Below are 11,713 nucleotides of genomic sequence, written 5' to 3' on the forward strand. Positions count from 1 at the left end.
GGGGCGCTGGGACCCGGTGCCGACGGTCGGCGCTCCGGCGCTCGTGCCTCGCTGGTCGCTTCTCCCTTTCGGCACCGGCGCGCCCCTTCGGCTCGCGGCGGTGACTCGCCCGCTCGCCTCCGGGCGGGTTCGCCGATCGGCGTACGGAGTACGGCGGATGGGCGCTGGACACCGGTGCGGCATGTGACGCTCCGGGCGTGCGGCGGACGGGCTTCGAGGGTGCGTTTTGCGTAGGCTTGCGGCATCCGAGCCCGCCCGCCCGTCCGGCGTGGGTGGTCTGAACCACTGCGAGCGGGAGCACACCACACATGCGCATCGGTGTACTGACCAGCGGCGGCGACTGCCCCGGCCTCAATGCGGTGATCAGGTCGGTGGTGCACCGGGGAACGGACGTCCACGGGGACGAGATCGTCGGCATCGAGGACGGCTTCCTCGGCCTGATCGAGGGCCGCACCCGGCCGGTCTCGCACGACGACGTCACCGGTCTGCTCACCCTCGGCGGCACCATCCTGGGCTCGGCCCGGGTGCGGCGCGAGCGGATCGCCTGGGCGGTGGAGAACGCGCGGACGCTGGCCCTGGACATCGGCATCGACGCGCTGATCGCGATCGGCGGTGAGGGGACGCTCACCGCCGCCAAGTTGTTCAGCGATGCCGGGCTGCCGGTGGTCGGGGTGCCCAAGACCATCGACAACGACATCGACGCCACCGACGTCACCTTCGGCTTCGACACCGCGGTGCACGTCGCGACCGAGGCGATCGACCGGCTGAAGACCACCGCCGAGTCCCACCAGCGCGTCATGGTGGTCGAGTTGATGGGGCGGCACACCGGCTGGATCACCCTCACCGCGGGCATGGCCGGCGGCGCCCACGGCATCCTGATCCCGGAGAAGCCCTTCGACATCGAGGAGGTGGCCCGGATGGTCGAGGACCGCTTCGCCCGCGGCAAGAAGTTCGCCATCATCGCCGTCGCCGAGGGCGCGGCCCCGCAGCCCGGCACCATGCGTTTCGACCACGGCGACGTCGACCAGTTCGGGCACCAGACCTTCGGCGGAATCGGCAACCGGCTCGCCCACGAGCTGGAGGACCTGCTCGGCAAGGAGGCCCGCCCGGTCATCCTCGGCCACGTCCAGCGCGGCGGCACCCCGACCGCCCGGGACCGGGTGCTCGCCACCCGCTTCGGCTGGCACGCGGTGGAGGCCGTCCACCAGGGCGCGTTCGGGCACTTCACCGCGCTGCGCCGGACCGGCATCGAGCTGGTGCCGATCGGCGACGCGGTGACCCGGCTGAAGACGGTGCCGGAAGACCGTTGGGCGGAGTCCGAGGCGGTGCTCTGAACCGGCGCGGGTAGGTTGGGGCCATGGCCCTCCCGTCTCCCACCCCCGCCCCCGGCCGACGCGCTTCGCACGGCCCTTCCGATGCCCCTCCCCGCGTGCTCACCATCGCCGGCTCCGACTCCGGCGGCGGCGCCGGCATCCAGGCCGACCTCAAGGCGATGCTCGCCCTCGGCGTCCACGGCATGAGTGTGATCACCGCCGTCACCGCGCAGAACTCGCTCGGCGTCCAGGGCTACTGGGAACTGCCCGCCGAAGCCGTCCGGGCGCAGTTCCGCAGCGTGGTGGACGACATCGGGGTGCAGGCCGTGAAGACCGGGATGCTCGCCTCGATCGAACTGGTCGAGACCGTCTCCGAGCTGCTGTCCGCAGTGGCGGCCCCGGTGGTGGTCGACCCGGTCGGCGTCTCCAAGCACGGGGACGCGCTGCTGGCTGCCGAGGCGGTGGCCACTGTCCGCGAGAGGCTGCTTCCGGTCGCCACCGTGGTCACCCCCAACCTGCACGAGGTGACCCAACTCACCGGCCGGACCGTCGAGGACGAGTCGCAGATGCTGGACGCCGCCAAGGCGCTGGTCGACCTCGGGCCGCGCTGGGCGCTGGTCAAGGGCGGCCACCTGGAGGGCGAGGCCGCCGACCTGCTCTACGGCGGGCCGGACGAGGTGCACTGGTACCGCGCGCCGCGCTACGACAACCGGCACACCCACGGCACCGGCTGCACCCTGGCCAGCTCGATCGCGGCCGGCCTGGCCAAGGGGGAGTCGCTGCCCGAGGCGGTGGGTTCGGCCAAGGAGTACATCACCGGCGCGATCGCCGCCGGCTTCGCGCTGGGTGCCGGGATCGGGCCGGTCGACCACGCCTGGCGCTGGCGCTAGCCGACAGCCGGCAGCCGGAGAACAGTGGTGGGCGGGCCCCAAGGGAGCCCGCCCACCACGGTTACGTCCGGAAAGCGTGACCGGTCCCGGAAACAGCGAAGCCGGTCCATCCGAGGATGAACCGACTCACTGGAGGACCGGCGTGCCGGTCTGCGCGTCAGCGCGAGACCTTACCGGCCTTGATGCACGAGGTGCAGACGTTGAGCCGCTTCGGCGTCCGCCCAATCACAGCGCGCACCGTCTGGATGTTGGGGTTCCAACGACGGGGGGTACGGCGGTGAGAGTGGGAGATGCTGTTGCCGAAGCCCGGCCCCTTGCCGCAGACGTCGCAGTTGGCAGCCACAGGAGTCACTCCAAGACTTCAGATCAGATACTTTCGAAAACCCCACTCACCCACCGGAGCACTCACGTGAACCGGACCGGACAAGGGGGTGAGCCTGGACGGTTCCAGGCAACCGGAAGAGCATACAACGCTTGCTTCCGTCCCACGAAACTACCATGAGCGGCCGAGTGATCGCTCCGGCCGCCGGTCCGGGCGGCCCCGATAACCTGCCGGTATCACCCCTCGCCGCTGCCCTGAGAGTGCCGCTGCCCGTCAGGCCGTATCGGCGTCCCATCCGGAGGAGACCTGGTGCTGCACACGCTCGACGCCCCGGCCGTGCGCACCTGGTGCCAGCTCGCCCTGCGCGCGCTCGGCCAGGCCCGCGAGGAGATCGACGCGCTCAACGTCTATCCGGTCCCGGACGGCGACACCGGTACCAACCTCTACCTGACCGTCGAGTCCGCCGCCGCCGCGGTGGAGAGCCGCTTCGCCGACCCCGCCGCCGACCCGGCCCCCGGGCTGGCCGACGCCGTCCGGGCGATGGCCCGCGGCGCCCTGGTCGGCGCCCGCGGCAACTCCGGGGTGATCCTCGCCCAGTGGCTGCGCGGCACCGCCGAGACGCTCGCCGAGGGCGGCGGCGCCGAACAGCTGCGGGCCGCCCTGCAGCGGGCCGCCGACTCCGCCTACCAGGCCGTCGCGGAGCCCGTCGAGGGCACCCTGCTGACCGTCGCCCGGGTCGCCGCCCGGGAGGCCGTACGGGCCGGGGACGGGCTCGGGCAGGTCGCCGACACCGCCTACCGGGCCGCCCGGGACGCGCTGCGGCACACGCCCGAGCAGCTCGCCGTGCTGGCCGAGAACGGGGTGGTGGACGCCGGCGGGCGCGGCCTGGTGGCCGTCCTCGGCGCCCTCGCCGACGCCGTCGCGGGGCAGCAGCCGATGGGGCCGGTCGCGCTGCGCGGGGACATCCGGGCCGTCGAGAGCTGCGAGGTGCACGTCCGCCCGGCCGGCCCCGGGCACCCCGCCTTCGAGGTCATCTACCTGCTGGACGCACCGGACCGGTCGCTGCCCGGGCTGCGCGAGCGGCTCGGCGCGCTCGGCGACTCGCTGGTGATCGGCGGCGGCGACGGCCTGTGGAACGTACACGTCCACGTGGACGACGCGGGCGCCGCCGTGGAGGCCGGGGTCGAGGCCGGGCGCCCGCACCAGATCCGGATCACCCACTTCGCCGAGGCCGCCGCCCGCTCCGGCACCGCCGCCGAGCCCGGCGAGCGCGAGGAGCGGGCCCGCGCGGTGCTCTCCGTGGTCTCCGGTGAGGGCCTGGCCGAACTGTGCGAGCAGGCCGGCGCCGTCGCCCTGCACGCCGACCCGGACCGCCGCCCGGCCAGCGCCGAACTCGCCGCCGCGGTGCGCCGCTCGGCCGCCCGCGAGGTGGTGCTGCTGCTCAACGACCCCGAACTGCGCGCCGCCGCCGGGGCCGCCGCCGACCAGCTGCGCGAGGAGGGCGTGCGGATCGCCGTCCTGCCCACCCGCTCGCCGGTGCAGGGGCTCGCGGCGCTCGCGGTGCACGAGGGCGGCCGCCGCTTCGACGAGGACGTGGTCGCCATGACCTCTGCCGCCGGGGCCACCCGATACGCCGAACTGGCCGTCGCCGAGGGGGAGTCCTGGACCATGGCCGGGGTCTGCCAGGCCGGGGACGTGCTCGGACTGATCGACGGCGATGTCGCGGTGATCGGCGGCGGGCTGGCCGAGGTCGGCGAGAGCGTGCTGGACCGGATGCTCGGCGCGGGCGGCGAACTCGTCACCCTGATCCTCGGCGAGGGCGCCGACGACGGCCTCGCCGACCGGCTGGTCGCGCACGTGCGCCACCGGCGGCCGGAGGTGGACTCGGTGGTCTTCCACGGCGGGCAGGAGTCCACGCCCTTGCTCATCGGGGTCGAGTAGGGCCCGGTTCGTCGGTCCCGTGGTGTAAACAGGGGCCTGATGGGCGCTCTCGATGAACCACTGACCAAGCTCGTCGGCGACCGCACCGCGAAGGTGCTCGCCGACAGCCTCAAGCTGCGCACGGTCGGGGACCTGCTGCACCACTACCCGCGCCGCTACGTCGAGCGCGGCCAGCTGACCAGCCTGGACGAGCTGGAGATCGACGAGCACGTCACCGTGCTGGCCCGGATCGAGAAGGTCACCCTGATCCCGTTCCGCGGCCGCAAGGGCGACCGCCTGGAGGTCGTGGTCACCGACGGCCGCAGCCGGCTCTCGCTGGTCTTCTTCAACCAGGGCTGGCGGCAGAAGGAGCTCAAGGCCGGCGCCCAGGGCCTGTTCGCGGGCAAGGTCGGCGTCTTCAACCGCACCCGCCAGCTGGTCTCGCCCGACTACCAACTGCTCGACGAGGACGCCGGGTCGGACGCCGCCCGGCAGTTCGCCGGCCGGCTCATCCCGGTCTACGGCGCCAGCGCGCAGATGCCCAGCTGGAAGCTGTCCATCTGCATCGAGACCGCGCTCACCAAGCACCTCGGCGACGTCGGCGAGCCGCTGCCCGCCGAACTGCGCGAGCGGCACGACCTGATCCCGCTGCCCGAGGCACTGGAGCTGATCCACCGCCCGCGCACCCAGGCCGACCGCGAACGCGCCCAGAGCCGGCTGCGCTGGGACGAGGCCTTCGTGCTGCAGGTCGCCCTCGCCCAGCGCCGGGCCGCCGACTCCGCGCTGCCCGCCAAGCCGCGCAAGGCCCGCGAGGGCGGCCTGCTGGACGCCTTCGACGCCCGGCTGCCGTTCACCCTCACCGAGGGCCAGCGGAAGGTCTCCGCCGAGATCGCCGCCGACCTGGCGACCGAGCACCCGATGCACCGCCTGCTCCAGGGCGAGGTCGGCTCCGGCAAGACCCTGGTCGCGCTGCGCGCCATGCTCGCCGTGGTGGACGCGGGCGGCCAGGCCGTCCTGCTCGCGCCCACCGAGGTGCTGGCCCAGCAGCACCACCGCTCGATCGTCGAGATGATGGGCGACCTCGCCGAGGGCGGCATGCTCGGCGGCTCCGACCTCGGCACCCGGGTGGTGCTGCTGACCGGCTCGATGGGTGTCCCCGCCCGCCGCCAGGCGCTGCTCGACATGGCCTGTGGGGACGCCGGGATCGCCATCGGCACCCATGCGCTGATCGAGGACAAGGTCCAGTTCCAGGACCTCGGCCTGGTCGTGGTGGACGAGCAGCACCGCTTCGGCGTCGAGCAGCGCGACGCGCTGCGCGCCAAGGGCGACCAGCCGCCGCACCTGCTGGTGATGACCGCCACCCCGATCCCGCGCACCGTCGCGATGACCGTCTTCGGCGATCTGGAGACCTCCGTCCTGGACCAGCTCCCGGCCGGCCGCTCGCCGATCTCCACCCATGTCGTCCCGGCGCTGGAGAAGCCCAACTTCCTTACCCGGGCCTGGGAACGGGTCCGCGAGGAGGTCGCCAAGGGCCACCAGGCGTACGTGGTCTGCCCCCGGATCGGAGACGAGGAGCCGGTGGCCCCGGCATCGAGGAACGAGGCCAAGAAGAAGCGGAAGGCGGCCGAGGAGGACTTCGAGGACATCGCCGACATCGGCGCCGAGAGCGACGAACGGCGGCCCCCGCTCTCGGTGGTGGAGACGGCGGAGAAGCTCGCCGAGGGCCCGCTGAGCGGCCTGCGGGTGGAGATCCTGCACGGCCGGCTCGCCCCGGAGGCCAAGGACGAGGTGATGCGCCGGTTCTCCGCCGGGGAGGTGGACGTGCTGGTCGCCACCACGGTCATCGAGGTCGGCGTCAACGTCCCCAACTCCACCGCGATGGTCATCATGGACGCCGACCGCTTCGGCGTCTCCCAGCTCCACCAGCTGCGCGGTCGGGTCGGCCGCGGCAGCGCGGCGGGCTTGTGCCTGCTGGTCAGTGACATGCCCGGGGGCAGCGCCGCCCGGGCCCGGCTGGACGCGGTGGCCGGCACCCTGGACGGCTTCGAGCTGTCCCGGATCGACCTCGAACAGCGCCGCGAGGGCGATGTGCTGGGCCAGGCGCAGTCCGGGGTGAAGTCCTCGCTCAAGGTGCTCTCGGTGCTGGAGGACGAGGACGTCATCCTCACCGCCCGGACCGAGGCCACCCGGCTGGTCGCCGAGGACCCGGACCTCACCGCCCACCCGGAGCTGCGCACCGTGCTGGAGAGCCTGCTCGACGAGGACCGCGCGGCCTACATGGAGAAGGGCTGAGCGGGCCCTCGGGCAGGCCGGATTGTCAGACCCCCGGGAGAGAATGAAGGTGTTCGGGGCGCACCCTCAAGGTGCGTACCTGGCACGACATTTGGGGGTCCTGCCATGGCATTCCGTCATCTCAACGAGCTCCCGCTGGGCGACAAGGTCTTCCGGATCGAACTCGCCAGCGACGACGACCGCGAGGTCACCCTCACCCTGACCGGCTGGCGCGAGGGGGCGGCCGCCGCGCCGCTCGCCTCGGGCAAGCTCCGCCTGCCGGTCGAGGACGTCGCCTCGCTGCGGATCGCGCTCAACCGCGCGCTGCGGGCGCTGGCGATCGTCGCCGACGTCTCCGAGCCCATCCCCGACCGCGACGTGCTGCGCGAGCTGTACCCCGGCCACGGCGCCCCCTGGGTGCCACAGCACGAGGAGGAGCTGGTCCGGCGCTTCCACGACGGCGAGACCGTCGCCCGGATCGCCGCCCGCTTCGGCCGTACTCCCGACTCCGTCCGGACCAAGCTGCGCGAGCTCGGGCACGACCCGCGCCGCCCCGAGTTCTGCCCGCCCGACGGCTGCCTTTCCTGGTCCCGCTACGCCTCGCCGGCCCTGCTCGGCGCGGCGGTCCCGGCCCAGTCGGCGGGCTCGGAAGCCAGCTGACGCGCCGACCCCGGGGCCCCGCCGACACGTCGGCGGGGCCCGCTGCTCTTTTGGCCCGGTGCCGACGGTCAGCGCTGTGGCGCTCGTGCCTCGCTGGTCGCTTCTCCCTTTCGGCACCGGCGCGCCCCTCCGGCTCGGGGCTGTGACTCGCCCGCTCGCCTCCGGGGCGCTTCGACCCGGTGCCGACGGTCGGCGCTCCGATGCCCTCGTTCCTCGGGCCTCCTCGCTTCTCCCTTTCGGCACCGGCGCGCCCCTCCGGCTCGGGGCGGGATAGCGTGGTCGGGCAGCGACGAAAGGACCCTTCACCACCATGACCCGCGTGATCGCCGGGTCGGCCGGCGGCCGCCGGCTGGCCGTACCGCCCGGCCGGGGCACCCGACCGACCTCCGACAAGGCCCGGGAGGCGATGTTCTCCACCCTGGAGGCGCTGCGCGGCACCCTGCACGGAACCCGGATGCTGGACCTGTTCGGCGGGTCGGGCGCGGTCGGCCTGGAGGCGCTGTCGCGGGGCGCCGAGCACGTCCTGCTGGTCGAGGCGGACGGTCAGGCGGCCCGGGTGATCCGGCAGAACGTCCGCACGGTCGGTCTGCCGGGCGCCGAGGTCCGGGCAGCCAAGGCGGAGAAGGTGATCGTCGGCCCGCCCCCGCAGACCCCCTATGACCTGGTGTTTCTCGACCCGCCGTACGTCGTGACGGACGAGGAGGTGCGGGAGATGCTGATCACACTGTCGGCTGGGGGCTGGCTCGCGGAGGACGCACTCGTCACCGTGGAACGCAGCACCCGTGGCGGCGAGTTCGGCTGGCCCGAGGGCTTCGAGGTGCTGCGCTCCCGCCGTTACGGCGAGGGCACGCTCTGGTACGGTCGCGCCGCCGCCGAGGCCAGCGATCACGAGTAGCGGGCCGCGGCCCGCAGCAGCCGTCACCCCACGAGGGAGCACATGCCATGCGTCGAGCCGTCTGTCCCGGTTCGTTCGACCCGATCACCAACGGCCACCTCGACATCATCGGGCGCGCCTCGAAGCTGTACGACGTGGTGCATGTCGCGGTCCTGATCAACCGGAACAAACAGGGCATGTTCACCATCGAGGAGCGGATCGGCCTGATCGAGGAGGTCACCGCCGAGTTCGACAACGTGGTGGTCGAGTCGCACCACGGCCTGCTGGTGGACTTCTGCCGGGAGCGCGGCATCCCCGCGATCATCAAGGGCATGCGCGCGGTCAGCGACTTCGACTACGAGCTGCAGATGGCCCAGATGAACCACGGCCTGACCGGCGTGGAGACGCTGTTCGTGCCGACCTCGCCGGCGTACAGCTTCCTCTCCTCGACGCTGGTCAAGGAGGTCGCCTCGTACGGCGGCGACATCTCGCACCTGCTGCCGGAGGCGGTGCACCGTCGGCTGGTCGAGCGGATCGCGGAGCGTAAGGCCGAGCAGTAGTCGAGCAGCGTTCGACTGTCTGCCGGTTTCTGCTGGTTCGTCACGTCATGTCCGTTTCCCCGGGGACCGGCTCGGCTCGGGCGTTGTGAGCTCGCCGCGCGAGGGCCGTACAGTCTGTATTCCTGCCCTGCGGTGAGGTGCACCGCGCCGGGCCTGCCTCCGCCGGACCGTCGGCGGCACACGGAAAGACGAAGCCCCGTGGACGTGCAGAACAAGGTCGACGAGATCGTGGCGGCGGTCGAGAACGCCCGCTCGATGCCGATGTCGGCCTCCTGCGTGGTGAACCGGTCCGAGCTGATCGGCCTGCTCAACGACCTCAAGGCGGCCCTGCCCGCCGAACTCGCCCAGGCGCAGTCGGTGATGGCCGACCACGAGCAGATGGTGGCCGAGGCCCAGGACGAGGCCGACCGGATCATCCAGGGCGCGCACGCCGAGCGCGGCTCGCTCATCTCGGACACCGAGGTGGTCCGCCGGGCCCAGGCCGAGGCGGACCGGATCCTCGCCGAGGCCCGGGCCGAGGTCGAGACCAAGCGGGCCGAGGCCGACGACTACGTGGACAGCAAGCTGGCCAACTTCGAGGTCGTGCTGACCAAGACGCTCGGCGCGGTCGGCCGCGGCCGGACCAAGCTGCGCGGCGACTCCGGCGTCTTCGAGACCGAGACCGACGGCGAGACCGACGGCGAAGAGTTCCAGCCGCAGCGGCTCAGCCCGAGCCCCGAGGTCGACGAGTACGTCGATGTGAAGCTCGCCACGCTGGAGAACGTGCTCGGCGCCACCCTGGAGGCGGTCGGCAAGGGCCGCGACAAGCTGCTCGGCAAGCGGCCGATCGACGAGCTGGGCGCCTACCTGGCCGCCGCCGACGAGGCGCAGCAGGCCAAGGAGCGGGCCGAGGCGGTCGCGGCGGGCTTCGCCGCCGACGGCGACGGCGAGGACCTCGCCTGGTACCGCGAGGAGGTCCCGCAGCAGCAGACCTGGCCCGAGCAGACCCCGGCCGCGGCCGACTGGCAGGCCCCCGGCACCGACCAGTACGCGGCCGCCGCCCAGCAGCAGAGCGGGCAGTACGCCGAGGTGTACGGCGGCTTCGACCCGGCCGGCCACCAGGGCGACCCGTACAACGCCCAGTGGGGCCACCAGCAGCAGGGCGGCTACCCGCAGCAGCAGGGCTACCCGGACCAGCAGCAGGGCGCCGGCTACGGCTATCCGCAGCAGCAGGACGGCTACGCGGCCCAGCCGTACGACGGCTACAACTACCCGCAGCAGCCCGCCCTGCCCCCGGCCGTGCCGCACCAGCAGCAGAGCCTGGACGAGACCAGCTTCTTCGACACCAGCATGATCGACATGACCCGACTGCGGGAGCTCGGCGGCCGCTGAGCCGGCCCCGGTGGGGCTGTCGGAAGTCTCCTGACGGGACCGAAGTTGGGCCTGGCGGGAGACTCCGGTAGTCTGACCACTCCGGCATCCCCATGTCCGGCCGTCGGCTTGCCCTCGCAACGTCGACTTGTATGGGGACACAGCGTTGATTCCTATGGAAGTCAGGACACCTTGAACCGCCTCGACCACCGCGACCCCCTCGTGTTCGACACGCACGAGCTGGGCCGTCGTCCGGGCAGCATGCGCAAGGTGAGCCGGACCCTGGAGGCCCCCGAGGGCTTCGGGATCATCGACGTGATCGGCGTCCCGGAGAAGAGCCCGATCGAGCTGGAGCTCCGCCTGGAGTCCGTGGTCGAGGGCGTGCTGGTCACCGGCACCGCCGAAACCCACGTCGAGGGCGAGTGCGTCCGGTGCCTGGAGCCCGTCGACTTCGACATCGACGTGGACTTCCAGGAGCTGTACTACTACCCGGAGTCCGATGAGCGCCACCGCGCCCGGACCACCGGGACCGAGGACCTCGACGAGGACTCGGAAGAAGAGACTTACCGCCTGGAGGGCGACTTCTTCGATCTCCAGCCGGTGCTGCGTGACGCGGTGGTGCTCGCACTGCCGCTGCAGCCGGTGTGCCAGGAAGACTGCCTGGGCCTGTGCTCCGAGTGCGGAGCGCGCCTGAGCGACGACCCGACGCACCACCACGACGCCGCCGACCCCCGGTGGGCGGCTCTGCAGGGACTCTCCGCCGCCCCCGGCGACGAGGGTGACGGAATCAAGAACAGCGACACCCGTGAGGGTCTCGCCGAGAACCAGGAGAAGTAGCCGTGGCTGTTCCGAAGCGGAAGATGTCGCGCAGCAACACGCGCCACCGTCGGTCCAACTGGAAGGCCGTCGTTCCGGCCCTCGTGGCGTGCGACCGCTGCCACGAGCCGAAGCTGGGCCACATCGCGTGCCCGAGCTGCGGCACGTACAACCGTCGCCAGGTCCTCTCGGTCTGATCGGCGGGGTGTACGGATCGATGTCGGACGGTAACTCCACCCGCAAGGCGTCCTCTGCCTCGAAGGGTTCTTCGGGCAGCGGCAAGGCCGGCGGGCCGGCTTCGACCGAATACGACGTCCTGGAAGGGCGCCTCGGGTACACGCTTGAGCGCGCCCTTCTGGTACGTGCCCTGACCCACCGCTCGTACGCGTACGAGAACGGGGGTCTGCCCACCAACGAGCGCCTGGAGTTCCTCGGCGACTCGGTGCTGGGCCTGGTGGTGACCGACACCCTCTACCGCGTCCACCCGGACGTCCCGGAGGGCACGCTCGCCAAGCTGCGCGCCGCGGTGGTCAACTCCCGCGCGCTCGCGGACGTCGGCCGGGGTCTGGACCTCGGCGCGTTCATCCGGCTCGGCAAGGGCGAGGAGGGCACCGGCGGCCGCGACAAGTCGTCGATCCTCACCGACACCGTCGAGGCCGTGATCGGAGCCGTCTACCTGGACCGCGGTCTGGAGGCGGCCACCGAGTTCGTCCACCGGCTGTTCGACCCGCTGATCG

The 11,713-nt window shown here is 72.4% G+C and carries 12 protein-coding genes; 11 read left to right on the plus strand and 1 reads right to left on the minus strand.

The genetic code is table 11. The features are described from left to right. Positions 1-308: 308 nt before the first annotated feature. Together ABZW30_RS31685 and thiD are read left to right on the plus strand one after the other, a co-directional pair. Positions 309-1,334: a 6-phosphofructokinase gene (locus ABZW30_RS31685; protein ID WP_355674663.1), complete on the plus strand. Its 1,026-nt coding sequence runs from the start codon at positions 309-311 to the stop codon at positions 1,332-1,334. A 23-nt stretch (positions 1,335-1,357) separates the two neighbouring features. Further along, complete coding sequence (gene thiD / locus ABZW30_RS31690) at positions 1,358-2,203, plus strand: bifunctional hydroxymethylpyrimidine kinase/phosphomethylpyrimidine kinase (protein WP_355674664.1); 846 nt, start codon at positions 1,358-1,360, stop codon at positions 2,201-2,203. A 157-nt stretch (positions 2,204-2,360) separates the two neighbouring features. Here the strand turns inward: thiD and rpmB are convergent, their stop codons facing one another. After that, positions 2,361-2,546, minus strand: a complete 186-nt coding sequence (rpmB, locus tag ABZW30_RS31695) for a 50S ribosomal protein L28 (RefSeq protein WP_014138233.1) — start codon at positions 2,544-2,546, stop codon at positions 2,361-2,363. 288 nt (positions 2,547-2,834) lie between these two features. On the opposite strand from rpmB, the gene ABZW30_RS31700 reads away from it, so the two are divergent. The 9 genes from ABZW30_RS31700 to ABZW30_RS31740 form a co-directional block, all read left to right on the plus strand. Then, the gene (locus ABZW30_RS31700) at positions 2,835-4,466 is read left to right on the plus strand and encodes a DAK2 domain-containing protein (protein WP_355674665.1); all 1,632 of its coding nucleotides are present in this window, start codon (positions 2,835-2,837) and stop codon (positions 4,464-4,466) included. Positions 4,467-4,505: 39 nt separating this feature from the next. Beyond that, positions 4,506-6,737, plus strand: coding sequence for an ATP-dependent DNA helicase RecG (gene recG / locus ABZW30_RS31705; protein WP_355674666.1), 2,232 nt, complete (start codon positions 4,506-4,508; stop codon positions 6,735-6,737). Between the two features lie 105 nt (positions 6,738-6,842). Beyond that, on the plus strand, positions 6,843-7,376 hold the full coding sequence (locus ABZW30_RS31710) for a hypothetical protein (protein WP_355674667.1): 534 nt from the start codon (positions 6,843-6,845) through the stop codon (positions 7,374-7,376). Positions 7,377-7,686: 310 nt separating this feature from the next. Next, positions 7,687-8,271, plus strand: coding sequence for a 16S rRNA (guanine(966)-N(2))-methyltransferase RsmD (rsmD, locus tag ABZW30_RS31715; protein ID WP_355674668.1), 585 nt, complete (start codon positions 7,687-7,689; stop codon positions 8,269-8,271). Between the two features lie 47 nt (positions 8,272-8,318). Further along, a complete protein-coding gene (gene coaD / locus ABZW30_RS31720; RefSeq protein WP_355674669.1) occupies positions 8,319-8,810 on the plus strand; it encodes a pantetheine-phosphate adenylyltransferase in 492 nt (163 codons plus the stop codon). A gap of 198 nt (positions 8,811-9,008) precedes the next feature. Beyond that, on the plus strand, positions 9,009-10,181 hold the full coding sequence (locus ABZW30_RS31725; protein WP_355674670.1) for an ATP synthase F0 subunit B: 1,173 nt from the start codon (positions 9,009-9,011) through the stop codon (positions 10,179-10,181). 171 nt (positions 10,182-10,352) lie between these two features. Further along, positions 10,353-10,997, plus strand: coding sequence for a DUF177 domain-containing protein (locus ABZW30_RS31730; RefSeq protein ID WP_355674671.1), 645 nt, complete (start codon positions 10,353-10,355; stop codon positions 10,995-10,997). Between the two features lie 2 nt (positions 10,998-10,999). Continuing rightward, positions 11,000-11,173, plus strand: coding sequence for a 50S ribosomal protein L32 (gene rpmF, locus ABZW30_RS31735; RefSeq protein WP_030056747.1), 174 nt, complete (start codon positions 11,000-11,002; stop codon positions 11,171-11,173). Between the two features lie 20 nt (positions 11,174-11,193). After that, positions 11,194-11,713 (plus strand): ribonuclease III (locus tag ABZW30_RS31740; protein ID WP_355674672.1); only part of this gene is annotated, 520 nt, incomplete at its 3' end.

Source organism: Kitasatospora sp. NPDC004669 (assembly GCF_040609455.1).
Classification (GTDB): Bacteria; Actinomycetota; Actinomycetes; order Streptomycetales; family Streptomycetaceae; genus Kitasatospora.